Source organism: Oikeobacillus pervagus, assembly GCF_030813365.1.
Lineage (GTDB): Bacteria > Bacillota > Bacilli > Bacillales > DSM-23947 > Oikeobacillus > Oikeobacillus pervagus.
Map to the genome: position 1 here is coordinate 66,390 of NZ_JAUSUC010000010.1, position 24,255 is coordinate 90,644.

The 24,255-nt window shown below is 36.3% G+C and carries 24 protein-coding genes; 14 read left to right on the forward strand and 10 right to left on the reverse strand.

The genetic code is table 11. From position 1 onward, the window contains the following. Nucleotides 1-2 precede the first annotated feature (2 nt). From J2S13_RS05745 to J2S13_RS05755, 3 genes are read left to right on the forward strand one after another with little or no spacing between them, the layout of a single operon-like run. Entirely contained in the window at nt 3-683 is a 681-nt protein-coding gene (locus tag J2S13_RS05745) for a response regulator transcription factor (protein ID WP_307256761.1), read from the forward strand. After that, on the forward strand, nt 680-2,074 hold the full coding sequence (locus J2S13_RS05750; RefSeq protein ID WP_307256762.1) for a sensor histidine kinase: 1,395 nt from the start codon (nt 680-682) through the stop codon (nt 2,072-2,074). Before J2S13_RS05745 ends, J2S13_RS05750 begins: the two co-directional genes overlap by 4 nt. 22 nt (nt 2,075-2,096) lie before the next feature. After that, nucleotides 2,097-2,570 (forward strand): FixH family protein, encoded by a 474-nt coding sequence (locus J2S13_RS05755; RefSeq protein ID WP_307256763.1) that lies wholly within the window; start codon nt 2,097-2,099, stop codon nt 2,568-2,570. 225 nt (nt 2,571-2,795) lie between these two features. Here the strand turns inward: J2S13_RS05755 and yhfH are convergent, their stop codons facing one another. Further along, a complete protein-coding gene (yhfH, locus tag J2S13_RS05760) occupies nt 2,796-2,930 on the reverse strand; it encodes a protein YhfH (RefSeq protein WP_307256764.1) in 135 nt (44 codons plus the stop codon). A gap of 122 nt (nt 2,931-3,052) precedes the next feature. Between yhfH and J2S13_RS05765 the strand changes: the two genes are divergently transcribed. The 4 genes from J2S13_RS05765 to J2S13_RS05780 all read left to right on the forward strand — a co-directional run bounded on the left by J2S13_RS05765 (nt 3,053) and on the right by J2S13_RS05780 (nt 8,072). Next, the gene (locus tag J2S13_RS05765) at nt 3,053-3,784 is read left to right on the forward strand and encodes an MBL fold metallo-hydrolase (protein WP_307256765.1); all 732 of its coding nucleotides are present in this window, start codon (nt 3,053-3,055) and stop codon (nt 3,782-3,784) included. 15 nt (nt 3,785-3,799) lie between these two features. Further along, nucleotides 3,800-4,789 carry a lipoate--protein ligase gene (gene lplA / locus J2S13_RS05770; protein WP_307256766.1) on the forward strand — a complete coding sequence of 330 codons (990 nt, stop codon included), beginning with the start codon at nt 3,800-3,802 and terminating at the stop codon, nt 4,787-4,789. 243 nt (nt 4,790-5,032) lie between these two features. Beyond that, a complete protein-coding gene (locus tag J2S13_RS05775; RefSeq protein WP_307256767.1) occupies nt 5,033-6,592 on the forward strand; it encodes a fatty acid--CoA ligase family protein in 1,560 nt (519 codons plus the stop codon). A 184-nt stretch (nt 6,593-6,776) separates the two neighbouring features. After that, the gene (locus tag J2S13_RS05780; RefSeq protein ID WP_307256768.1) at nt 6,777-8,072 is read left to right on the forward strand and encodes a M48 family metallopeptidase; all 1,296 of its coding nucleotides are present in this window, start codon (nt 6,777-6,779) and stop codon (nt 8,070-8,072) included. A 184-nt stretch (nt 8,073-8,256) separates the two neighbouring features. On the opposite strand, the gene J2S13_RS05785 is transcribed toward J2S13_RS05780, so the two are convergent. Further along, the gene (locus J2S13_RS05785) at nt 8,257-8,490 is read right to left on the reverse strand and encodes an IDEAL domain-containing protein (RefSeq protein WP_307256769.1); all 234 of its coding nucleotides are present in this window, start codon (nt 8,488-8,490) and stop codon (nt 8,257-8,259) included. Nucleotides 8,491-8,675: 185 nt separating this feature from the next. Here J2S13_RS05785 and J2S13_RS05790 point away from each other — a divergent pair, with 185 nt between their 5' ends. Next, nucleotides 8,676-9,236 carry a competence protein ComK gene (locus J2S13_RS05790; RefSeq protein WP_307256770.1) on the forward strand — a complete coding sequence of 187 codons (561 nt, stop codon included), beginning with the start codon at nt 8,676-8,678 and terminating at the stop codon, nt 9,234-9,236. 122 nt (nt 9,237-9,358) lie between these two features. On the opposite strand, the gene J2S13_RS05795 is transcribed toward J2S13_RS05790, so the two are convergent. Next, nucleotides 9,359-9,754, reverse strand: a complete 396-nt coding sequence (locus J2S13_RS05795) for a YhjD family protein (protein WP_307256787.1) — start codon at nt 9,752-9,754, stop codon at nt 9,359-9,361. A 431-nt stretch (nt 9,755-10,185) separates the two neighbouring features. Here J2S13_RS05795 and J2S13_RS05800 point away from each other — a divergent pair, with 431 nt between their 5' ends. The 3 genes from J2S13_RS05800 (at nt 10,186) to addA (ending at nt 18,176) form a co-directional block, all read left to right on the forward strand. After that, the gene (locus J2S13_RS05800; RefSeq protein WP_307256771.1) at nt 10,186-10,800 is read left to right on the forward strand and encodes a TVP38/TMEM64 family protein; all 615 of its coding nucleotides are present in this window, start codon (nt 10,186-10,188) and stop codon (nt 10,798-10,800) included. Between the two features lie 124 nt (nt 10,801-10,924). Next, nucleotides 10,925-14,431 carry a helicase-exonuclease AddAB subunit AddB gene (addB, locus tag J2S13_RS05805; protein ID WP_307256788.1) on the forward strand — a complete coding sequence of 1,169 codons (3,507 nt, stop codon included), beginning with the start codon at nt 10,925-10,927 and terminating at the stop codon, nt 14,429-14,431. Next, nucleotides 14,409-18,176, forward strand: a complete 3,768-nt coding sequence (gene addA / locus J2S13_RS05810; RefSeq protein ID WP_307256772.1) for a helicase-exonuclease AddAB subunit AddA — start codon at nt 14,409-14,411, stop codon at nt 18,174-18,176. Before addB ends, addA begins: the two co-directional genes overlap by 23 nt. 142 nt (nt 18,177-18,318) lie before the next feature. On the opposite strand, the gene J2S13_RS05815 is transcribed toward addA, so the two are convergent. The 6 genes from J2S13_RS05815 to J2S13_RS05840 form a co-directional block, all read right to left on the reverse strand. Beyond that, a complete protein-coding gene (locus J2S13_RS05815; RefSeq protein WP_307256773.1) occupies nt 18,319-18,537 on the reverse strand; it encodes a spore germination protein in 219 nt (72 codons plus the stop codon). A gap of 125 nt (nt 18,538-18,662) precedes the next feature. Beyond that, nucleotides 18,663-19,034, reverse strand: coding sequence for a spore germination protein GerPE (locus J2S13_RS05820; RefSeq protein ID WP_307256774.1), 372 nt, complete (start codon nt 19,032-19,034; stop codon nt 18,663-18,665). A gap of 11 nt (nt 19,035-19,045) precedes the next feature. After that, nucleotides 19,046-19,219 (reverse strand): spore germination protein GerPD, encoded by a 174-nt coding sequence (locus J2S13_RS05825; RefSeq protein ID WP_307256775.1) that lies wholly within the window; start codon nt 19,217-19,219, stop codon nt 19,046-19,048. Nucleotides 19,220-19,309: 90 nt separating this feature from the next. Then, entirely contained in the window at nt 19,310-19,891 is a 582-nt protein-coding gene (gerPC, locus tag J2S13_RS05830; RefSeq protein WP_307256776.1) for a spore germination protein GerPC, read from the reverse strand. A gap of 25 nt (nt 19,892-19,916) precedes the next feature. Beyond that, nucleotides 19,917-20,144: a spore germination protein GerPB gene (locus tag J2S13_RS05835; RefSeq protein WP_307256777.1), complete on the reverse strand. Its 228-nt coding sequence runs from the start codon at nt 20,142-20,144 to the stop codon at nt 19,917-19,919. Between the two features lie 11 nt (nt 20,145-20,155). Continuing rightward, the gene (locus tag J2S13_RS05840) at nt 20,156-20,377 is read right to left on the reverse strand and encodes a spore germination protein (protein ID WP_307256778.1); all 222 of its coding nucleotides are present in this window, start codon (nt 20,375-20,377) and stop codon (nt 20,156-20,158) included. Between the two features lie 184 nt (nt 20,378-20,561). Here J2S13_RS05840 and J2S13_RS05845 point away from each other — a divergent pair, with 184 nt between their 5' ends. The 3 genes from J2S13_RS05845 (at nt 20,562) to J2S13_RS05855 (ending at nt 23,149) form a co-directional block, all read left to right on the forward strand. Beyond that, a complete protein-coding gene (locus J2S13_RS05845; protein WP_307256779.1) occupies nt 20,562-21,731 on the forward strand; it encodes a DUF418 domain-containing protein in 1,170 nt (389 codons plus the stop codon). Between the two features lie 27 nt (nt 21,732-21,758). After that, the gene (locus J2S13_RS05850) at nt 21,759-22,658 is read left to right on the forward strand and encodes a fumarylacetoacetate hydrolase family protein (protein ID WP_307256780.1); all 900 of its coding nucleotides are present in this window, start codon (nt 21,759-21,761) and stop codon (nt 22,656-22,658) included. A 107-nt stretch (nt 22,659-22,765) separates the two neighbouring features. Further along, complete coding sequence (locus J2S13_RS05855; RefSeq protein WP_307256781.1) at nt 22,766-23,149, forward strand: YisL family protein; 384 nt, start codon at nt 22,766-22,768, stop codon at nt 23,147-23,149. A 92-nt stretch (nt 23,150-23,241) separates the two neighbouring features. On the opposite strand, the gene J2S13_RS05860 is transcribed toward J2S13_RS05855, so the two are convergent. Beyond that, nucleotides 23,242-23,802 (reverse strand): DUF2777 family protein, encoded by a 561-nt coding sequence (locus J2S13_RS05860; RefSeq protein ID WP_307256782.1) that lies wholly within the window; start codon nt 23,800-23,802, stop codon nt 23,242-23,244. Between the last annotated feature and the right edge of the window lie 453 nt (nt 23,803-24,255).

A 24,255-nucleotide genomic window follows, 5' to 3' on the forward strand; every position in this document is an offset into this window, starting at 1 on the left:
CGATGACAAAACTGCTAATTGTGGATGATGAAGAGGATATGAGGGATCTGCTTTCTATGTATATGGGAAATGCAGGATTTCTAACGGAAGAAGCTAGTAACGGGGACGATGCCTTAAAAATGCTCGAATCCAATTCCTATGATTTAGTCTTATTAGATATCATGATGCCAGGTAAAGATGGATTTATCGTCTGTGAGGAGATTCGAAAAAATCATCCGATCCCCATTATTTTCCTTACAGCGAAAGGAGAAGAATGGGATAAGGTCAAAGGTCTTCAACTTGGTGGGGATGATTATATTGTAAAGCCATTTTCACCAGGTGAAGTGGTGGCAAGGATTCATGCCGTTCTTAGAAGATATCATCTCGATTCCGAAAAACTAGACTATGTCGAGAAAGGAACGATCAAAGTATATCTTTCCTCACGAACAGCGAAAGTACAAAATCAAATTATTCCTCTTACTTTAAAAGAGTTTGAATTATTGTCTATTTTAATGAAAAATGATCATCGTGTTTTATCTAGGGAGCAGCTTTTAGTTCAAATTTGGGGGGATGACTATACAGGAGGTACCCGAACAGTTGATACCCATGTGAAAACATTACGGATGAAACTCGGGAAAGAGGCAGCTACCTATATTCAAACCGTTTGGGGTGTCGGCTATAAATTTGAGGTGCCACCTTTATGACAACTTTGTCCAAAAAGTTTTTGTTCATTCTTGTTCTTTCCTTATTTTTATCGATCTTACTTGCGTATTCATTTTCTTATATTTTGTATGAAAAATTTTACGTAGATAACATAGAAGAAAAGTTATTAAAAGCGGGGATGGCACTGGCTACTGATTATAATGGTGGAAGTGTAACAGACGAATTTATTGACCAGGTAGATTGGTATAATGAAAAATCGGATTTTGAAGTATTTGCTGTTCGAAATCCGAGAGAACTTGCTGCTTGTATTCCTTTTGAAGTGGACTATGATACTTTGATAGGATCAGAACAACGGGAAAAATTAATTGAAAATAAACCGGTTAAAAGCATTGGTTATGTGAATCGATTTGATCGAAAAGTCATTTCAGTCATCATTCCTTTAGTAGAAAAACAGCGTCTACAAGGGATCATTTATTTATATTTTCCTTTAGCTGATATTTCTGAATTAACGTCTGATTTAACGATTTATTGGTCAGTCGGTTCAGTTATTTTTCTTCTCGTTCTTTCTTATTTCGGGACAAAATGGATTCGCTTTATAACCAGTCCATTGCAAGAAATGAAAAAGGCAGCAGAGCGAATGTCAGAGGGGGACTATTCAACAAGGGTTCAAGTGGCGACGAAAGATGAAATTGGTCAACTCGCCAGTACGTTCAATGAAATGGCAGAAGCGATTGATCTTGAAGATGAAAGAACGAGAGAATTCCTCGCGACCGTTTCTCATGAGTTACGCACTCCTTTAAGCTATATAAAAGGATATGGTGAGGCCATTACAACTGGAATGATCAAAAAAGAAGATGAAAAAAGGCAGTATTTGCAAATTATTGTTCGGGAAACGAATCGTATGGAGAGAATTGTGAATGATTTATTGGATCTAGTGAAGATGGAGAAAGATTCATTTTCAGTTTCTAAGTTTCCGCTTGTATTAGCGGAAACCATTCACCAAACAGTGGAAGGACTAATTCCGGCTGCGAATGAGAAAGGAATTCAAGTGAAGACCAATTTGGATTATGATGTTATTATCAATGGGGACGAGGGGAGAATTGAGCAAGTTGTATTTAATTTAATGGATAATTCATTGCGGTATACCGAAAGCGGTGGTACGATCACGGTAAATTTAATACAACAAGGAGAAGAAGCAATCTTGCAAATAAAGGATACAGGCATTGGAATCCCATCAGAAGATATAGGGAAACTGACTGAACGATTTTATCGTGTGAATAAAGCGCGAACAAGATCGGATGGTGGGACAGGGCTTGGCTTATCGATTGTTGATAAAATTATAAAACTTCACAATGGAAATTTACGTATTGAAAGTGAATTAGGGGTCGGAACATCGATTACAATTGACATTCCGATATTACAAGAGTTTTAACGAATATGAGGAGGAGAATAAATTGAAACGTAAGTCAATTTGGATTCTATTATTTACTATGAGTTTATTGCTTTTAACGGCTTGTGGAAATGAGGGGGAAAAAAAGAAGCAATCTGACGAGGACAATAATCAAAACAGTCTTGAGCCTATCGAAGCAAAATTGTCTGTACCAGAAAAGACTGACATAAATGAAAAAGTCAATTTTCAAGCGGCTGTAACTCAAGGAGATGATAAAGTTACAGATGCCGATGAAGTGATGTATGAAGTTTGGAAAGTTGGGGAAAAGGACAATAGCGAAATGATTAAAAAAGTGGATCTAAAAGAAGACTCTTATACAGCTGAACACATTTTTTCAGAAGAGGGAGTCTATTATGTTCAAGTCCATGTAACAGCGAGAGGTTTACATACGATGCCAAAATCAAAAATCGTTGTCGGGGACCCTGTACTAGAACAGAATGCAGACGAAGATTCAAATGAACATAGCGATCATTTATAAATATGAAAAAACCAGCCTTGGAGGGGGCTGGTTTTTTCATTGGAGTAAAATGTCAGCGAAAAAATTAACTTTTTCTATTTTTCCCAGAAAGATGGACTGAGAAAGAAAATAAAGTGTAACATGTTAACTAGCATTCAGTGGAGATGAAGATCTCCACTGAATGAGGTTTCATTATATGAAAATTGGTATTGTACCCGAAATAAGTATGGTGAATTCTAATCATGATTAAAGATCTTGGATATCAATGCAGTTGTTGCAGACTGTTCCATAACACTCGTGTTGTTCTTCCATTTGTTTACCACATTTTGAACATTTTTTAGCCGGTAAGTTTTTGAAGAAATCAACGATGCTTTTAACCATAATAAATCCCCTCCACTTTGTTATATAACTGACTCTTAACTTTCTTATATTGTACTATAACAGTTTTATTTTCGTCAATCATTATTTTTAAATTTTCAAAAAATAAAAAAGAGGTGTTCTAGATGAAATTAACCATTGTTGGACATTGGGGTGGCTTCCCTAAAGTGAACGAAGCTAGCTCAGGCTATATAATCGAAGAAAATGGGTACCATCTACTTGTGGATTGTGGGAGTGGTGTTCTGTCATTGCTACAAAATTTCCTTTCCCCGGAAGAAATCGATGCAGTCATTCTATCTCATCACCATCCAGATCATATGACAGATATCGGTGTACTGCAACACGCCTTATTGATCGGAAAGCATTTAGGTAAATCGGTTTCTACTTTGCCGATTTATGCACATTCTGAAAATCATCTCTTTCCGACTTTAACCTATAAGGATTTAACAACGGGAATGGTTTTTAACCCGAATGAGTGTTTGCAAATTGGCCCTTTTTCCATTCTGTTTCTAAAAACCATTCATTCTGTTTCTTGTTATGCTATGAGAATTGAAGCAAATGGTAAGTCAATCGTTTATACGGCGGATTCCGCCTATCAAGACGCCTTTGTTTCTTTTTCTCGGAATTGTGATATTCTTCTTTGTGAGAGTAATTTTTATGATGGGATGGATGCGACTAAGGCAGGACATATGACAAGTACAGATGCAGGAAAATTGGCATCACTTGCGGCTGTCAACACGCTAATTTTAACCCACTTGCCTCATTTTGGTGATCTAAATGAGCTGAAAAAAGAAGCGGAGCAAAGATACTCAGGAAAAGTGCTACTAGCAGAAAAAGGGTTAACCATTGAAATATAAGGAGGAAGATGACCCATGCTTTTTATTGATAATAAAGGAATAACAGATCCTAGAATTAATTTGGCTATTGAAGAATATGCTGTGAAACATTTAGATATCGATCAAACGTATTTACTTTTTTACATAAATGAACCATCTATCATTATTGGGAAAAACCAAAATACCGTAGAAGAAATTAATGTTGATTATGTCGAAGATCAGGGGATTCATGTTGTCAGAAGATTATCAGGTGGCGGTGCTGTCTATCATGATAAAGGCAATTTAAATTTTAGTTTTATAACAAAAGATGATGGAGACAGCTTTCATAACTTTCGTAAATTTACAGAACCTGTTATTCAGGCATTGGGGAAATTAGGTGTTCAAGCAGAATTAAGTGGGCGAAATGATATTCTAGCAAATGGACGGAAAATTTCAGGAAATGCTCAATTTTCAACGAAGGGGCGGATGTTTAGTCATGGTACCTTGCTATTCGATTCTGAAATGGACCATGTAGTTTCTGCTTTAAGAGTTAAGAAGGATAAGATTGAATCCAAAGGAATTAAATCGATCCGAAGCCGTGTAGCAAATATATCTGAGTTTTTGAATGAGAAAATTTCAATCGAAGAATTTCGAAGTCTTTTATTAAAATATATTTTTAATGGCGAAAAAGAAATTCCTCATTATGCCCTTACAGAAGAAGATTGGGAAAAAATTCACACCATTTCAAGGCAACGTTATCAAAATTGGGATTGGAATTATGGGAAATCCCCTAAATTTAATGTACAACGAGCTCATCGCTTCCCAGTTGGTCAAGTCGATATTCGTTTAGACGTAAATAAAGGAATCATTGAAACTTGCAAAATATATGGTGATTTCTTTGGCGTTGGGGATGTAAATGAAATCGAGGAGAAATTGATCGGAGTACGATATGATCGTAGGAATATCGAACAAGCTTTACAGGAAATCGACCCCACTCATTATTTTGGTCATATTTCAAAAGGGGAATTTATCCAATTAATATATTAATATTTTATGATCTGTCTCATTCTATTTAGGGAGACAGATTTTTTTTGGAAAATTACAATTTTCGACTAAATGACCGAAAAAATAAGCTAGTTACAGGGCATTTCGCCTAATTTCTTCATAAAGACGGAGAAATGCCCTTGTATAGGTAAAGTATTTTATTATATAATATATTTTGAAAATTTAAAATTATAAAATGAATGGGCATTCATTCATTCATTATTACAAGGAGAAGGGGGAGGGAGCATGCATCTTTCCAAAATGCTAGCTGAAACTGCTGTAAAGAATTTGGACAAGACCGCTTTTTATTTTCTAGACCGACCGACAACTTATGGGGAGTTAAATGCTGCTGTTAATCAATTTGCCACTGGTATGGAGAAACTAGGATTGCAAAAAGGGGATCATATTGCCTTAGTATTAGGAAATTCCCCACATTTTATCATTGCCTTGTATGGTGCAATGAGAGCAGGAATTACCGTAATTCCAATCAATCCTATTTATACCCCAGATGAAATCAGTTTCATTGCAAACAATGGCGATGTTAAAGCTATTGTCACACTTGACTTACTTGTCCCACTTGTTGAAAAATTAAGTTCTCATTTACCGAATGTACACCACTATATTATTTGCGAGACAAATGATGAACGAGTCCAAAATGTTGATCCTACACAATTTTCTATTTATTCAAAAATGAAATCGTTTTCTCAGATACTTGCGTCTGGCAGCATTCAATATGAAGCGCCAGAAATTCAAGAAGATGAGACAGCTATCATCCTTTATACATCCGGAACAACTGGTAAACCAAAAGGGGCCATGCTGACTCATAAAAATTTATATTCTAATGCAAAAGATATTGGAAACTATTTGAAGATGTCCAGTGAAGATACCGTGATTACTGCTTTACCTATGTTTCATGTCTTTTGTTTATCCGTTTGCTTAAATGCCCCGCTTATTAGTGGTGCGCGCATGTTAATTGTTCCTAAATTTAGTCCAAGAGAAGTGTTCCGTTTAGCGAAAACTTATCAAGCTACCATTTTTGCAGGTGTACCAACGATGTATAATTTTCTATATCAATATGAGGGAAGCGTACCTGAAGATTTATTGAGCTTACGCCTTTGTATTTCGGGTGGTTCTTCCATGCCAGTAGCACTTTTGAAAAATTTTGAAGAAAAATTTAAGGTCATTGTATCGGAAGGTTATGGATTGTCGGAAGCAAGTCCAGTTACTTGTTTCAACCCATTAGATCGTCCACGGAAACCAGGTTCAATTGGTACTTCTATTCTCAATGTGAAAAATAAAGTAGTGAATGAACTAGGAGAGGAATTACCTGCAAATACTGTGGGTGAATTAGTCGTCCAAGGTCCAAACGTAATGAAAGGGTATTATAAGTTACCAGAAGAAACAGCGGCAACTATTAAAGACGGTTGGCTTTATACTGGCGATTTAGCACGAATGGATGAAGAGGGATATTTCTATATTGTTGATCGGAAAAAAGATATCATTATTGTAGGAGGATACAACGTCTATCCACGTGAAGTAGAGGAAGTATTATATGCCCATCCAGATATCGTGGAAACAGCGGTTTTTGGGGTTCCAAATCCAGAATATGGAGAAGTGGTCCAATGTTATGTTGTGAGCAAAAATCCACAATTAGATGAAGAACAATTATTAAGATATTGCCAAGAACATTTAGCCGAGTATAAAATTCCGAAAGAAATTACATTTGTGAAAGAATTACCGAAAAATACAACAGGAAAAATTTTAAGAAGGGCATTAAAAGAACAAATATTACAAAAAACGAAATGAAAGAAAAAGAGGAAAGGGCTGCCAAAATGGTAAGTCCTTTTCTTTGTACCGCTTGATTCTCTATCGGACAAAAGAGCTTGATCTCGTAGGAATTGAGGTTTCAAATAGTAAAATTAATAAAATGCTTGTTCTATTTTGAAATTGTACAAACTACAAATATAAAGAGGAAGAAAGGAGGATGGGGATGCTTCGAAAATGGTCCATTTTGGCATTTGTAGCGTATTTAATATTAGGCTTAGTGATTTATTACTATTTATTCATTTTTGCGGACAGCACAGTTCCTGACATTTATAAAGGTACAAGTGCAGATCCAACGACCTTTATGAATGCAAAAGAGCTTATGCTAAGTGAAGAATATTCTAAAATAAGGAACCTGCTTTATTTTTTATCTACTCCGTATGAGTGGTTAATTTATTTCTTTATTTTAATATTTGGAGTTTCAAGAGCATTTGAAAAATGGGCGAATCAAACATCACGGTTTCGCATCATTCAAAATGCTGTGTACTTATTTTGGCTGTCAATGCTTTCCTTTGCTCTTGTATTTCCAATTCAGTATGTAAGCTATGATTTATCTAAAACTTATCAAATATCAACCCAAACCTTCCCACAGTGGATGAAGGATGAAATGATTGATTTTTGGGTGAATTATGGAACGATGTTGATCATTGTGACGGTTTTATACGCTATGATGAGAAAGTTCCCTAAAAAATGGTGGCTTGCTGCATGGGGGTTATTTGTCCCATTTACTATTTTTATGATGTATATTCAGCCAATTTGGATTGACCCCCTTTATAATGATTTCTATCCTTTAAAAGATAAGGAACTAGAGGCGAAAATTTTACACTTAGCTGAACAAGCCAATATTCCAGCTGAGCATGTATACGAAGTAAACATGTCGGAAAAGACGAATGCATTAAATGCCTATGTGACCGGTGTAGGAAATCATTCGCGAATTGTCTTATGGGATACAACATTAGAGCGTCTAAGTGATGATGAAATTTTATTTGTAATGGCTCATGAAATGGGACATTATGTTGAAAAACATATTTATTTTGGTGTTGCAGGATATTTGTTGTTATCACTGTTTGGGTTTTGGCTCATTTCTAAATGGCTAAATCGAACGATTGAAAAATATGGGAAGGAATTCAAGGTGACAAAAAGTTCACAAATTAGTTCGTTGCCATTATTCTTGTTAATGGTTTCCATTTTATTGTTTATCTCAAGTCCTATTACGAATGGAGTATCGCGATATCAAGAAACGAGAGCCGACGATTATGCTATGGAAATAACACGGGATAAAGAGGCAGCGATCCAAACATTCCAGAAACTAACCAAAGCGGGATTAAGCCAAGTCAATCCCCCATTTCTAGTAAAAATCTTTCGTTATGAACATCCAACCATGTTGGAACGATTAAATATGGTGGAAACCTATCCATTAAAAAAAGTCGATCCAAGTAAAAAGGAACAACCGTCTTCTTAAAGGTCGGCTGTCCCTTTTTATGATTTTTTTAATAAGGGATTTTCACTTGGAAAGATGTGACTCAAAAAGGTTCCCGTATCCACCAGATACGGGATGAAATGATTTTGGGGGTAATAAATTTAGTAAGGTTTTTAATTTAGAGGAAACTTTTTTAATCATTTGAATATAGATAAGATAGTGCTTCTTACATTCCAAAACGTTCCTGGAGTTGGATCAATTTAGTGGTTAGTTCTTGAAAGGAGTCGCGATCACCCTCATCTAGGGCTTGATCAATTGCCATCATTAATTGTCTTTTCTCTTGGTTTAACAAAATTTCATTCAAAAGCATATCAATATAAACATCAGTGATTGTTAAATCTTGTTTACGGGGAATCGTTCTAGACTTCATCATCTCAGCATAAGACTTTTTCTTTTCCATTTACGATCACCTCGAATGCCTTTTTTATATTATATGGGACTTTTCCGGAAAATTCAACTGAAAATTTATAATTTTTAGAAAAGTAACAAATAGTACATAAAATTGCCCAAATTTCCAATATATTTACAGACAAATAGATAAAAAGATGCTATGATAGTGTCGAAATACCTGGAAAGGAGAACACAATGGAGGAAAAAAGACGCATTGTTGAAGAATATGAAATCAATCCATATACAATGATCATCATGCCCTTTCAATATGGTTCAAGGGTTTATTCGAAAATTTATGAGCTCCATGATGAGTACATCTCTCCGTTTAAACCATTGGAATTAGTGAAGAAAAGCTGTGAATACTTTGGCTCCTCATACCAAGGCAGGAGAGATGGAACGAAAAGATTAATAGGAGTAACGCATAAAGCGCCCATCATCATTGATCCACACACCTCCATTTATCTATTTCCCACTTTATCACCAACAAAGATTGACTGTATGTGGATTTCACATGAACATATCGTGGCACATACTTGCATCAATTCCTATGATACAGAAGTGTTATTCCATAATAATCAAACAGTTACGATTCCTATTTCTTCAAGTTCATTTGAAAGTCAATTAGGCAGAACAGCAAGACTTCGCGTAAAGTTTGAACAACAAATTAAAAATATGGAAAAGCCATTTCGTGAAAGAATCCTCATCAAAAATGCAAAGAAAGCATCTGAATCGAGTCAGCCATATGCCATTGATTAACAGGGGGTTCATTGTTGTTTAGGAAGCCTTTAGAACTGTGGATCACCTTTACATTTGTTCTGAAAAAAGCGTGAATCTTTTCACGCTTTTTATTGTGATGAAACAGGATTGAACCTTGCCCATCATTTTTTTTGCCTAGTTTTCTCCCCATTTGTTGGGAGTTGAAAACGTTCATATAAATAAAATCTTAATAGTTCTTCTACTTTATTGCGAAGCCTTGGATTGAAATAATTATGTTGTTCTACATATCCTTTATAATGAAATAAATACATGGTAAAGGAATCATCCGAATCCAACTTCTCGACTTTCATGCGGCGTTTCCTCATTAGGGTTTTGACATGAGCTAGGTCATGCTGAACGGCTTTCATCGTTTCAGAAAGCCAAGTTAAATAAGGTTTTGGTAATTTAAATGGACTATTTTTGATTAGTGTGTAGTCACGATTTAAGATGATTAGTAGCATCGGCAAATAAATCGCTTTTTCCAGAAGATCTCGATCATTCGTTGGGATTCTAGTCATGAATACTGTTCCTTTCATAAGGAATTTATCCCGCCTTAACGGACAGTAAAACCTCCACCTCAAAATGATTTAGAAACAAAGAAGATAGGTGGGGGCTCACTGCTCCTAAAGGTCCGATAAGTTCAACTAACATTCAGTGGGGGATGAAGAAAACCCCTACTAAATGAAGTTTTACTTTGCACAGAACATATGTTCACATTTTAATCATATTCCTATCTATATGCAAGTGTTTCCATTTTTTTCGTCTAGTAACAGATGGCAAGGATCTTAAAGGTGAAATCTTCGTCTTTTCGAATCATTCTTATCATAAAGGTGAAAAGGAAATGAACATTATATGATAAACTTTTATGTAAAAGATTAGAAATGATTATGTTAAAATAAAGAGCAGATAATAGTATGGAATAGCTAATAATGAGAGGAAACAAACATTTATGGATTTTAATACGCTGAAAGAGTGGTTCACTCTCGAAAATATAATGGTTTTAATTCAACAGTATAGGGCATTTGGGCCGCTGCCAGGAATATTATTGCCGATGCTTGAAGCGTTCTTGCCGTTTTTACCATTATTTTTATTTGTCATGGCGAATGCGAATGCGTTTGGTCTTGGGTTTGGTTTTTTATTTTCTTGGATTGGAGCGGTAAGTGGAGCTTTGATCGTCTTTTTAATTGTTCGTCGATATGGAAAAGGAAGGGCCCTACGTTTTTTACATAATCATCCACAAGTAAAGAAATTGATGAATTGGGTGGATCGTCATGGTTTTGGTCCCCTCTTTATTCTTTTATGTTTTCCATTTACTCCCTCGGCTGTGGTAAACATTGTGGCTGGTCTATCCAATATTAAAATGGTCCAATATATGTTGGCTGTTATCACGGGGAAAATGGTAATGATTTTTACGTTGAGCTTTGTCGGATATGACATTGAATCACTGTTTAAAAAACCATTACACACCATTATTGTCCTTGTTGTCATTTTTGTTTTTTGGGTTGTTGGGAAGAGAGTGGAAGTAAGAATTTTTGAAAAAAGCAAGAAGCGTCAAGGAGCATAGAGAGAACCCAGCGATTTTGGGTTCTTTCTCTATTTCCAGTTTGTTAGGATTAGGATCTATTTTCAATCTTTATTATAATGAACTTAGACGAAAGTTCATGCGTGAAAATATTGGAGGTGATTTTGTGACTGTACGTTTTATTTTAGGGCGTTCTGGTAAAGGTAAAACGCAAAAAATGATGGATGAAATCAAACAAAAATTAATTGAGCAGCCGAATGGAAAGCCAATCATTTATCTGGTTCCTGATCAAATGACCTTTCAATCTGAATATGATCTAGTTAATACCCCAAATCTAGGAGGAATGATTCGTGCACAAGTATATAGTTTAACCCGTTTAGCATGGAAAGTTCTTCAAGAAACAGGTGGAATGAGTCGATATCATATTTCAACTGTTGGACTGAATATGTTAATTCAAAAAATTATTGAAGATAAAAAAGACGAACTTCATATTTTTACGAAGGCATCTGATAAGACCGGGTTTATTCAGCATGTAGAAAGGGTGTTAACAGAATTTAAGCGGTATTGTATTCAGCCGGAAGACGTTCTAGCACAATATCAGCAAATGAGCGAGGAGGGAGATTCAAGGGCGTTAACAGACAAATTACATGATCTCCACATCCTTTTTGATGATTTTGAAAAGGGGTTATTTGGTAAATATGTGGATTCTGAGGACTACTTTCAATTATTGGCTCAGTCAATAGGGAAATCCAAGTATTTACAGGGGGCAGAAATCTATATAGATGGGTTTCATAGCTTTACTCCTCAAGAATATTTAGTCATCGGAGAATTAATGAAGTCTGCCTCATCTGTTTCAGTAGCTTTAACATTAGATCAGCCTGAAATTCATCATCAGGCAGATGAAATCCATTTATTCCGTATGACAAGGGAAACCTATGCTACTTTATTTGATTTAGCTAGACAAGCCGATCGGTCAGTTAAAAACATCGTTCTCGAAGAAAATAGTCGATTCATAAATCAGGATCTCGATCACTTGGAAAAATATTTCGAATCTAGACCTTCTCATGTCAAGGAGGACTGTTCCTATATTTCCATCCTCCAAGCCGCCAACCGAAGAGCGGAAATGGAGGGAGTTGCGAGGGAAATCCGTTATTTAGTTCGAGAAGGGAACTATCGATATAAAGATATTGCTGTACTAGTACGAAATAGTCATGAGTATCAAAAGTTAATAGAAAGTATTTTTTATGATTATGATATTCCTTTTTTTATAGATCAAAAGCGTACGATGTTAAATCACCCTTTTATCGAGCTGATTCGCTCTACATTGGAAATTATCAATAGTTATTGGCGATATGAACCAGTTTTTCGTGCGGTGAAAACTGATTTACTTTTTCCAATTGATCGCAATTCCCAACAGTTGCGGGAACAAATGGACCGTTTGGAAAACTACGTCCTTGCATACGGAATAAAAGGGGAACAGTGGATTAGAAAGGAACGCTGGAAATATCGGCGGTACCGTGGGCTTGAAATGGTAAATGTTCCACAAACGGATGAGGAAAGAACGATTGAGAATGAAATGAATGAGTTGCGTTTATTTATTACGGCACCTATTTTGCGGTTTGCGCGTCGATTAAAAAAAGCAAAACTAGGAAGAGAATTTTCAGAAGCTCTTTATATCTATATAGAAGAACTTGATATCCCGACTAAATTGGAAAGATTAAGTATGGAAGCGGAAGAAAGAGGGAATTTACTAGCTTCCAGAGAACATAGTCAAGCGTGGAATGCCGTGATGGATCTTCTCGATCAATTCGTCGAAATTCTCGGTGATGAAGAAGTGACATTAAAGAAATTCACGACCATTTTAGATGCCGGCTTTGAATCTATGCGTTTTTCGGTCGTTCCACCAGCCATTGATCAAGTCATTGTTGCAAATTTGGAAACATCCCGGTTATCGAATGTGGGAGTTGCTTTCGTCATTGGGATGAATGACGGCGTGTTGCCAGCAAAATTATCCGAAGAAGGGATCCTTGCAGATGAAGACAGGGAAATTTTAACGGGATATGGGATGGTCATTGCCCCAAGCAGCAAAACAAGATTATTAGATGAGGAGTTTATTGCTTATAAAGCTTTAACAACTCCTTCTAAGCGTTTATTTGTATCCTATCCGATTGCTAATGAGGAAGGAAAGGCATTGCTTCCATCCCCCTACTTGAAAAGATTGAAAGAAATGTTTCCAAGTTTAACAGAAACGTTGCTAATTAATGAACCGTCAGATTTAAATGAAGAAGGGCAATTTCGGTATGTTTGTGACCCAACTTCAGCACTGTCCTTTTTAACGACCCAGTTACAATTGAAAAAAAGAGACTATCCAATGTATGATTTTTGGTTCGATGTGTACAATTATTTCGCCCAGCACCCTTTGCGAAAGAATAAAGCAAAGCGTGTCCTATCTAGTTTATTTTATCAAAATAAAGCAAAACAATTAGATGAGGATGTCAGTCGGGATTTGTATGGAAGTGACATTTTGGCCAGTGTCTCAAGAATGGAACAATTCCATAGCTGTCCATTTTCACATTTTGCTAGACATGGCTTAAAGTTAAAAGACCGGGAAATTTTTCGGCTAGAGGCTCCTGATATTGGGGAGTTATTCCATGGAGCATTGAAATGGATATCGGATGAGATCATTCACCGAAAATTAAATTGGACGGATTTAACAAAGAAACAATGTGTCCAGCTTGCAAAGGAAGCCGTCCTTCATTTAGCGCCAAAATTGCAGCATCAAATTCTCTTAAGTTCAAATCGCCATTTTTATATAAAGCAAAAACTAGAGCAAGTAATTGGTCGTGCCTCCTATATTTTAAGTGAACATGCGAAAGTAAGTGGATTTGTCCCCATTGGTCTAGAACTAGGGTTTGGACCTAAAGCAGAACTGCCACCTTTTACATTTACATTAAAGAACGGGACTAAGATGGAACTAATGGGGAGAATTGACCGTGTAGATAAGGCGGAATATCATGACGAGGTCTACTTACGAGTGATTGATTATAAATCTAGTAAAAAAGACTTAGACTTAACTGAAATGTACTTTGGACTGGCATTGCAAATGATTACTTATTTGGATATTGTATTAACACATTCCCCACAATTTGTAGGGGGGAAGGCGCTACCTGCGGGTGTCCTTTATTTTCATGTCCATAATCCAATGATTGATAGTAAGAAGATCTTAACATCCGAACAAATTGAAGAAGAACTATTTAAAAGTTTCAAAATGAAAGGATTAGTGTTAGGAGAAACAGATATTGTTCAGCTGATGGATTCCACGCTGGATACGGGGTCTTCCAATATTATTTCGGCGGGACTGAAGAAGGATGGTTCCATAACAGCCAAATCAAAAGTGGCGACGAAAGATGATTTTACATTTATGCGATCACATGTAAGAAAAATGTATGAACAATCTGGAAATGACATTATATCTGGAATGGTGGATATTTCCCCATACAAGTATAAAAAACGAACACCATGCCAGTTTTGTTCATTTAAACCTGTATGTCAATTTGATCAATCGATTGAGGATAATCAATATCGTTTAATTGTTCCGGCGGACCGTGCGGAAATATTTGAAAAATTACGGAAGGAGGAATCAAAACACCATGGAGAAACCCCTCATTCCTAAAAAACCTGAACATGTTACCTGGACGGATGATCAGTGGAAAGCCATCATGGCTAAAGGTCAAGATATACTTGTTGCAGCTGCAGCGGGTTCGGGAAAAACAGCTGTTCTTGTAGAGCGGATGATTCGAAAAATATTGGATGAAGAACAGCCTATAGATGTTGATCAATTGCTTGTCGTAACGTTTACTAATGCATCAGCAGCGGAAATGCGCCATCGAATTGGAGGAGCATTAGAGAGGGCTATCGACGAGGATCCAAATTCTTATCATTTACGCAGACAACTAAGTCTATTAAATCATGCTTCTATATCGACTTTGCATTCCTTCTGTTTGGAGGTCATACGGAAATATTACTATATGATTGATATTGATCCCGCTTTTCGGATTGCTGATGATACAGAAGGGTTGTTATTACGAGATGAAGTGCTAGATGATCTTTTTGAAGAAGAGTATGGAAAAGAAGACAATCAATCGTTTTATCAATTAGTCGATACATTTTCAAATGATCGCAGCGATGTTCAACTACAAGAACTCGTTCGTAAGTTATATGACTTTTCACAAGCAAACCCAAATCCCGAAGAATGGTTAGAGAATTTAACGAATATGTATAATGTCGATGAACAAAATTCAATTGAGGATCTACCGTTTATGGGAGCCTTACAACTTGAAATACATTTACAATTGGAGGCGGCTAGATCCCTATTTCATCAAGCACTTGATCTAACAAAGATTCCAGGTGGTCCTGCACCAAGAACGGAAACTTTCCTAGATGATCTGACTGTTGTTGAAAAATTATTAAAAGCGGAGCATTCATGGGATTCTCTTTATGAAGAAATGCAACATGTCGTTTTTAAAAAGCTGAAAACGGTCAGAGGGGATGAATACGATAAAGAACTGACAGATCAGTCGAAAACTTTCCGGGATGCAGGGAAAAATATCATTAAGAAACTCCAGGATGATTATTTTTCTAGAAAACCACAAAGTTATTTGCGAGATATGTCGGACATGAAAGAGATTATCACTTCATTAGCTGAGCTTGTATTGAAATTTTCGATTAAATTCAAAGAAATGAAAAAGGAAAAAGGTCTTGTCGACTTTTCCGATTTAGAGCATAACTGCTTGGCGATTTTAACAGATCCCTTTACCGATGGAACGGAACGTATTCCTTCAGAGGCAGCATTATATTATCAACGGCATTTTAAAGAAGTGTTAATCGATGAATATCAAGATGTCAATTTAGTTCAAGAGGCGATTTTACAACTCGTGAAAGCAGGAGGAGAAGCGGACGGAAATATGTTCATGGTCGGAGATGTAAAACAATCGATTTATCGATTCCGATTAGCGGAACCTAATTTATTTTTAGAAAAATATCGCAGGTTTACCCCGGATGGAGAGGGAAGTGGATTACGAATTGATCTTTCGAGGAACTTTCGTAGTCGAGGAGAAGTATTATCCGGTACAAATTATTTATTTAAACAGACGATGGGCGTTCAAGTAGGGGAAATAGAATACAATGAACAAGCCGAGTTAGTGAAAGGGGCTTCTTATCCTGAAGATGAAAAGTATCCAGTTGAAGTCGTGTTAATCGATCAAATGAATGATGAGGGGAAATCCGAAATTGATCATGAAGAAGCGGAAGAGACTGCATTTGACGAAGAAGATTTAGAACAGTCCCAATTAGAAGCAAGATGGATGGCGCAAAAAATTAAAGAGCTCATCCATGAACGAAAGCTGATCTATGACCCTAAAACAGAGAGGTATCGACCTATTCAGTATCGTGATATCGTCATTTTATTACGATCGATGTCATGGGCAGCCGAAATTATGGAAGAATTTAAGCAATCGGGGATTCCCATTTATGCTAATTTATCGACCGGATATTTCGAAGCAACGGAAATTGCCATTATGGTTTCTTTGTTAAAGGTAATTGATAATCCATATCAAGATATTCCACTAGCGTCTGTACTACGCTCTCCCATTGTGGACTGTACGGAAAATGAATTAGCCCATATTCGTATTCACTCAAGAAAAGGAACATTTTATGAGGCGGTTACTGCTTTTATCTTTTCAAAACCAAAGGGAAAATACGAAGCTTTACATGAAAAGATTCGCCAGTTTTTTGAGCGGTTAAATGATTGGAGAACGATTGCACGTCAAGGAGCACTTTCGGAATTAATTTGGCAATTATATCGGGATACCGATTTTTACGAATTTGTCGGTGGGATGCCTGGCGGTAAACAAAGACAAGCTAATTTGCGAGCACTACATGATCGTGCACGCGAATATGAAGAAACGTCCTTTCGTGGGTTATTTCGCTTTCTTCGGTTTATTGAAAGGATGCGGGAGCGCGGAGATGATCTAGGAACGGCACGAGCATTAAGTGAGCAAGAAGATGTTGTAAGGCTAATGACCATTCATTCAAGTAAGGGATTAGAGTTTCCTGTTGTTTTTATTGCGGGGCTTGCGAAACAATTTAACTTAAAAGATATTCGAAAATCTTTTCTATTGGACAAAGATTTTGGGTTTGCGACGAAATATATTAATGTAGAAAACAGAATTAGCTACTCTTCATTACCTCAATTAGCCTTAAAAAGAAAAAAACGATTAGAGTTGATTGCAGAGGAAATGCGCATTCTTTATGTTGCCTTAACGAGGGCGAAAGAAAAGCTATACTTGATTGGGACATTAAAAAACGCCGAGAAAAAAATCACCAAATGGAAAGCGGCACTTTTACAAAAGGAGTGGCTTTTAGCTGATTTTGATCGGTCGGAAGCAGTAAGTTATATCGATTGGATTGGCCCTGCTCTCATGCGCCATCCACATAGTCTCGCTTTGAACGAAGGGGAAATCGACCTGCAAAGGATGAATCAGGAATTGATTCAACATCCATCTTGTTGGGATGTATTGATGATTTCGAAAGAGGATTGTATAGGAGATACAAATGAGTGTAAGGAGCAAGACGAAGACTGGCTACATAAAGTAGCGGAAGGCAAACTAATTGATCATGTTTCTAAGCGAAAAAATGAAGTGGAAGAACGTTTGAACTGGAGCTATTCATATAAGGAAGCGACTCGTTTACGTTCAAAACAATCAGTCTCTGAATTAAAGAGAATGTATGAAATTCGCGACGAAGAAAGTGGTACTGATTTAATTAGGAAATTTCAAAAACCACTATTTAATCGTCCAAAGTTTATTCAAGAAAAAACATTATCACCGGCTGAAAAAGGAACAGCAATGCATTTAATTATGCAGCATATCCCTCTTGACGAGCAGCCAACAATAGCAAATGTAACCAGCTTAATGGATAAACTTATTGAAAAAGAAATTTTAAAAAAAGAGCAGGCGGAAGCCATCGATGTAGAACAAATCGTCACATTCTTCTGTACGTCCATGGGCGAAAAAGTCTTGAAGGCGAATAAAGTTTTCCGGGAAATTCCTTTTAGTATGGCCATTCAAGCAAAAGAATTTTATCCTGCCTTGGAAGATCAGACGGAAACGATTCTTGTCCAAGGGATTATTGACTGTTTAATTGAAGTAGATGACAAAATCATTTTATTAGATTATAAGACAGATGGAATAACAGATCGGTTTAAAGGTGGGTTTGATGAGGCAAAGCCTATTTTAGAAGAACGTTATAAAATCCAAATTAATTTATATGCGAAAGCAATAGAGAATATATGGAAAATAAAAGTAGATGAGAAATGTCTATATTTCTTTGATGGGGCTCATATTTTACAATTAACTTAACTCTATCACAAGGGATTCCTTTATTCACAGCCTCAATTTTGGCGAAAAGAAACTCCTCTTCGTTTTCAGTGAAGAGGAGTTTTTTGCTGTTGACATGGTCATTTTTTTGAATATTGAAAACTAGATTGGTTTCCTTTTTAACTTAATTATTACCGACAATTGGTTGGTCAACACCACTACAAGTAAACGTTGGATTTGCATTAAACCCTGTGTAAGTGACTATAAATGGCCCTGTATTAAAACCTCCTGACCCTGCCGATGTTTTCCCACTGTTTTTTGGAGAAATAAAGGCAGAATCACCAAATTGTACAATGCCATCACTAATACTATATATTTGTACAGGTCCAATAATCGCTGGCATAAAAAACATCCTTTGCAAGTTATATCAACATTAATCATTCTTTTTCCGTATTATTTTATGGGAAAATACTAAAAAAGTGAATCTCTTCTAAGACGAATAAATTGGCCGTAGATGACAGGGGAAATTTATTCATTATTTTTAAGGTGTCGTCGAATATGTTTGACTCTTGCTTCGAATTGCCCATTCTCGAGTGAACCGACCTGGACAACGGATGAGGCCGAGATGGCAGTCACGTTTAATGAATTAACCTGAATAGTTGGATCGATATGGATCTTCTCGAACTCTACCTCATTCCTTATTTCTTTATGTGGAAATGAATAGGAGAAAATAGCGAATCGGTCAAATGGTGCTTCCTGAGAATAGAAAAGCTCTTCCTCTCTTTGAATCGCTAGCGCATTTGCCTTTGATAAAATTTCTTTTGTATCCCCCACTTGAAGGATGGATCCATAAGAAATGGCATCCATATTTAAATGATGAACGATTGAGTAACGTCCCATTTCCTTCACCATTAAGTTACTAGCGGAACAAAAGGTCCAATGATGAGTGATTCTGGGGGAGTATCAAAAATGGAATGTAATTGAATGACATCTGCATCTCCAATGAGCAATAATGAGGAACTAGCAACCCCCGTCACCTTAATATCACCAACTGAAAGCTCACAGTTTACTACTTGAAGATTCATAAAAAACCACCTTTTCAAAAGGAAAAATAAATTTTTACAATAATAAAATGAATTTGACGTTCGTCATCACGATCTTTTGTACGCCCCCATCTAATTAGGTAGCTTACTCATAAAATGAAAAATAGCTTGTTGAATATCTTGTTTAACATGGTTGATGATCGTTTGTTCTTGCGTTTCTTTCTTTTTGTTAGGGCCTTCTTTTGAAAACTGTCTAACATAAAATTGAATTCGTTCAGGAAGTTGTTTTGTTAAATCTTCTTTGATTAAATCATAGTACTGGGGGGTGAGTGATCGATTTAATTGTGCTTCATTTTTTTGAATGATATGGGGGAGTTCTTTTTCCATATATTCATTCATTTTGTCTCTAATGGTTTGGATCATTTCATCTTGTGCCATATCATGACCTATTGGCTGGGGTGTAGAAATATTCGTATCTGCTATGTCTCCAAGATCTGAGGGGTTCATTCCGATATTCAATGTTCCTTCTAATGTTTCGACTTTTAGCTGGTCAAATTTGTATTCGATTCGGTCTACATGAACCGGTGTCTTTGTCTTAAAGGATTGAAACTCCTCTTTCAATAACTGAATCTCTTTTTTTAGTGACAGGATTTGCTGATTTTGTCCTCCAATAACTTGATATAATTGTTGGATAAGTGCGTAATAATTGATCATTTAGGTCACCCCTTATATGGAGGAATTAAATTAATGGTATTTGCAACGGGACTAGAACTTCTGAATTAGAATCGTCCTTTTGTACGATATTACTAGTTATTTGTGGTGCGGGCTTAGTGAATCCCCCAGTATTATATAAATGGGAAGAAGATTGAATGGAACCTGATGTCCCGATTTGTAAAACACCTGTGTTCGAAATGGAGTCGATACGAATGAGTTTAATTTGAATCGTTTGTTGTACGTATATATTCATTTGGATCCCTCTTACATCGTCAATAAAGTTCCTTGATCCCAACCATCTTGATCAAAGGTATTCGTTGAAGATTGTTGACTATATACTTTTATCCGGTCCCCTGTATTAAAAGAACCTGCACCTGAGAAGGTTTTCGTATTAGAGATGGGGTGAATTTGCACAACATCCCCAATATGAAAAACGCCGCTCGATCCAATATTAATCACTTGAACAGCTCCGACAAAAGCAGGCAAAGCCGCTCACATCCTTTGCACAGTATCATTATCTTTACATGGTACATCTTTTACTGTTAATCTTGCTATATACTATATGAGTGAAAAATGAAAAGGTGAGAGATTAGCCTAGATTCTATACATTGATTTTACAAGTTGAAGGAAATGATGAATGAGGGGTTTAAATCTAAATGGAGGAAATTGAATGAGTAATAATTTTACACCAATTGAAAAGACAAATAGAATTCAATCATTAGATGTAATGAGGGGTTTTGCTTTATTAGGGATATTCCTAGTAAATATGATTTCGTTTCATTCCCCGTTTCTTTATTATGATCCGTATGAATGGTGGAGTGCTCCTAATGATCACTTTCATTATCAGTGGATAGATATTTTTGTTCAAGCAAGTTTTTACCCATTATTTGCGATGTTATTTGGGTATGGTACAGCACTGCAAAAACAACGAGCAGATGCAAGGGGAGTCAATTATTGGCCGATTGGTTTGAGAAGATTTTTTTTCTTACTATGTATCGGAAGTATTCATGCTTTTCTTATTTGGTCTGGCGATATTTTGATAAATTATGCCGTTTTAGGTTTTTTGCTTCTTCTTATGTTGCGTTTTTCAGGTAAAACCTTACTAATAATCGGCAGTATCCTATTTGTGATCCCAAATGTATTTATTAGCATTATGCTTCTTCTCCTATCGAAAGTAGATCCGACAAGTGTCATCATTTGGACGGACTTAACCGGGATGAAGAGCTCCATTTCATCTTATACAACAGATTCATTTCAAGTAATTATGAAACAGCGCCTCGCAGATTGGACTGCGGTTAATAATATTCAAAATATGTTTCTATTATTTATAGCGATTTTTCCGATGATGTTGATTGGAGCTGGAGCGGCAAAATTGGATTTGCTTACAAAATGGACGCAGTTGAAAAAGAAACTCTTCGCCATGTTTCTTTTCTTTTTCTTAGTAGCTGTACTTTTGAAATATACCCCATATCTTTTTGAAAAAAATCTTGCCTATATATTTGTACAGGATTCATTAGGGGGGCCATTGTTGGCCACAGCCTATGCAGTGGGGATCGTCTTAATGGTTGAGTCGAGTATTGGAATGAAAATAACGAAACCTTTGGCATCTGCTGGGAGAATGTCTTTAACCAATTACCTAATGCAATCGATTGTCGGCACATTCCTTTTCTATGGGTATGGAATTGGTTTATATGGTAAAATAAGCCTGACAACAGGAACTATGCTTGTGTTTGCAATCTTTATTATGCAAGTTATTCTTTCAGAGCTATGGTTGTTAAAGTTTAAACAGGGGCCAATAGAAAAGGTCTGGAGAATGCTTACATATGGAAAAAGTAAATAGATATGAATTATGTAGGAGGTGTTCCCATTGAAATTTGTTTCCTATTTGTATAATCAGGAGGAACAATTTGGTGTTTGGGATGAGGATCAAAAAGGGATCTGGAACTTACAGGCCATTCAAGAGAAATACGGTAAAAAGCTTCTACCCAATAAATTAGTGGAAGCCATCGATCCGAAATATTCACTTATCGAAACAGTAAAAGAATTATTAGCCTTCGGGAAAGAGCATAAGACATCATCCTTTTTGCAAAATGTTGAAGAAATTGAATGGTTAGCCCCGATTCCTCGTCCAACTAAAAACATTGTTTGTATTGGAAAGAATTACCGTGAGCATGCAATTGAACTAGGCGGAGAAGAAAGTATTCCAAGTGATTTAATGGTTTTTACAAAAGCACCGACAACGGTTACATCCCATCAAGCATCTATTCCTTCCTATTCAGAGGTTACAGATGCCCTAGACTATGAAGGCGAATTGGCTATTATTATTGGGAAAAAAGGAATAAATATTGCAAAGGAGGACGCATTGGACTACTTATTTGGTTTGACCATCATTAATGATATAACAGCAAGAGATATACAAAAACGACATAAACAATTTTTCCTTGGAAAAAGCTTAGATCAAACTTGTCCAATGGGTCCGTGGATCGTAACAAAAGATGAAGTACCTCATCCAGAATCTCTTGAAATCGAAACGAAAGTCAATGGAGAGGTTCGCCAGCAATCCAATACGAAATATTTTATTTTTCCAATAGATGAGATTATTTCTACTCTATCAAAGGGAATGACATTGGAACCGGGCGATATTATTGCTACTGGAACTCCTGCTGGGGTCGGCTTAGGATTTGATCCTCCGAAACTATTAAAGTCAGGGGACGAAATCGAAATTACCATTCAACAAGTAGGTACGCTTTTCAATAGAGTGAACTAAATAACAACCAATCTCGTTAGTTGTTATTTTGGAGTCGAATCTTTTGCATAATGAATGAGAAATGATAAGATGTTATGGATTAGCTTTTATTTAGGAGGGAAATTGAAGTGGATTCTGCTATATTTACAAATACCCATCTTCATATTACTACATGGGTAATTGGTATTATTTTATTCTTTGTTGCCGTATCATTAATAAAAGGTGGAAATGAGAAGGGCTCGAAAATTGTTCAAATGATTTTAAGATTATTCTATCTGCTTATTTTATTCAGTGGAATCATGTTGTTCATTAAATTCCACGAAATTAATGATATGCTGTATGGCATGAAAATGTTATTTGGGATCATCGTCATTGGGCTAATGGAAATGGTATTAGCTCGTGCGAAAAAAGGCAAAAGTACTGGAATGTTTTTCACCATTTTTGTCATTGTTTTCTTAATTGTTCTTTATTTAGGTTTTAAATTACCGATAGGACTTGGTTTCTTTGCTTAAAAGCAGATCTGTGATGTGATCGAGCATAAATTTTATTTATTCTTTGTCATAAAAAAATAATCCCGCTTCTAATAGAAAATGAAGCGGGATTATTACTCTAATTTTTCTATGATGACTCGTTTTCCTGTGCTTAATGTTACTTCAAATCGGTCCCTTCGTTTATCACGATACAAAAAGTGATGCTGAACAGAACATATTAATTCACCATTATCTAAAATAATAAAATTAGTTCCTTGACGGATCCGATCTTTATTGAGGAAAGATAGATGATTATGGCAATATATACAATCATATATGGAGAAATGCAATCCATTGATCGTTGTAAGTAGTTGTAAAAATGAATCATCACTAATTTCTTCTAAAAGCATTTCAAGTGAAAGGACAAGATTTTTTTTTACCCGCAAATGGTCCATATCGTTTAAAGGAAATAATTTCGATTCGACACTGACCATGGCATCATCTTGTAAAATGCCTTTTTTCCATTGTTTGAATCGATAGATTTCTACTTCTGAATGAAAAAACTGTTCCAAGTTAATGGCTTCATCATTCACATCATCAAAAAATACCCATTGATCATTAATATATTCAACGACCCCTTCTTGAAAGGACCTGGCTTGACGTTCTATTAGCTGTTCCCTATGCCATTGTCTCATTTGTGACCCTCCAATCAACAGTCTATATACTCATTTGTTGACAATTGTGCTTCATTTCATTCGGATGAAATACAATATTAAGTATGGTAATACTTTACTTAACTAAATAGGCATAGTGCTGAAGGAATAATGACCGAAAATCTGTTTATTAAAGAATATTCATGTAAAAGTCATTCCGATACATATGTTTTCCAATTGTCCAAGCGGAAATTTTATAGAAATAAGCCCTTATTTGCCATAGCTGACCAGTCGCCTCCGCTTTTCATTGTCTAGCTGCGGCTCCTAGCTGCTCGAGGTCAAATGAATGTCCTTTCTGTGGCAAAGTGCGCCACGCCAAGGCCCTTCATTTGCTTGTCGCAGCTGACCAGTCGCCTCCGCTTTTCATTGTCTAGCTGCGGCTCCTAGCTGCTCGAGGTCAAATGAATGTCCTTTCTGTGGCAAAGTGCGCCACGC

Bases quoted from the DNA above. Each gene is read 5' to 3' on its own strand.
- J2S13_RS05745 (WP_307256761.1), top strand. From the start codon at position 3: ATGACAAAACTGCTAATTGTGGATGATGAAGAGGATATGAGGGATCTG.
- J2S13_RS05750 (WP_307256762.1), top strand. From the start codon at position 680: ATGACAACTTTGTCCAAAAAGTTTTTGTTCATTCTTGTTCTTTCCTTA.
- yhfH (WP_307256764.1), bottom strand. From the start codon at position 2,930: ATGGTTAAAAGCATCGTTGATTTCTTCAAAAACTTACCGGCTAAAAAA.
- J2S13_RS05765 (WP_307256765.1), top strand. From the start codon at position 3,053: ATGAAATTAACCATTGTTGGACATTGGGGTGGCTTCCCTAAAGTGAAC.
- lplA (WP_307256766.1), top strand. From the start codon at position 3,800: ATGCTTTTTATTGATAATAAAGGAATAACAGATCCTAGAATTAATTTG.
- J2S13_RS05775 (WP_307256767.1), top strand. From the start codon at position 5,033: ATGCATCTTTCCAAAATGCTAGCTGAAACTGCTGTAAAGAATTTGGAC.
- J2S13_RS05780 (WP_307256768.1), top strand. From the start codon at position 6,777: ATGCTTCGAAAATGGTCCATTTTGGCATTTGTAGCGTATTTAATATTA.
- J2S13_RS05785 (WP_307256769.1), bottom strand. From the start codon at position 8,490: ATGGAAAAGAAAAAGTCTTATGCTGAGATGATGAAGTCTAGAACGATT.
- J2S13_RS05790 (WP_307256770.1), top strand. From the start codon at position 8,676: ATGGAGGAAAAAAGACGCATTGTTGAAGAATATGAAATCAATCCATAT.
- J2S13_RS05795 (WP_307256787.1), bottom strand. From the start codon at position 9,754: ATGACTAGAATCCCAACGAATGATCGAGATCTTCTGGAAAAAGCGATT.
- J2S13_RS05800 (WP_307256771.1), top strand. From the start codon at position 10,186: ATGGATTTTAATACGCTGAAAGAGTGGTTCACTCTCGAAAATATAATG.
- addA (WP_307256772.1), top strand. From the start codon at position 14,409: ATGGAGAAACCCCTCATTCCTAAAAAACCTGAACATGTTACCTGGACG.
- J2S13_RS05815 (WP_307256773.1), bottom strand. From the start codon at position 18,537: ATGCCAGCGATTATTGGACCTGTACAAATATATAGTATTAGTGATGGC.
- J2S13_RS05820 (WP_307256774.1), bottom strand. From the start codon at position 19,034: ATGGGACGTTACTCAATCGTTCATCATTTAAATATGGATGCCATTTCT.
- J2S13_RS05825 (WP_307256775.1), bottom strand. From the start codon at position 19,219: ATGAATCTTCAAGTAGTAAACTGTGAGCTTTCAGTTGGTGATATTAAG.
- gerPC (WP_307256776.1), bottom strand. From the start codon at position 19,891: ATGATCAATTATTACGCACTTATCCAACAATTATATCAAGTTATTGGA.
- J2S13_RS05835 (WP_307256777.1), bottom strand. From the start codon at position 20,144: ATGAATATATACGTACAACAAACGATTCAAATTAAACTCATTCGTATC.
- J2S13_RS05845 (WP_307256779.1), top strand. From the start codon at position 20,562: ATGAGTAATAATTTTACACCAATTGAAAAGACAAATAGAATTCAATCA.
- J2S13_RS05860 (WP_307256782.1), bottom strand. From the start codon at position 23,802: ATGAGACAATGGCATAGGGAACAGCTAATAGAACGTCAAGCCAGGTCC.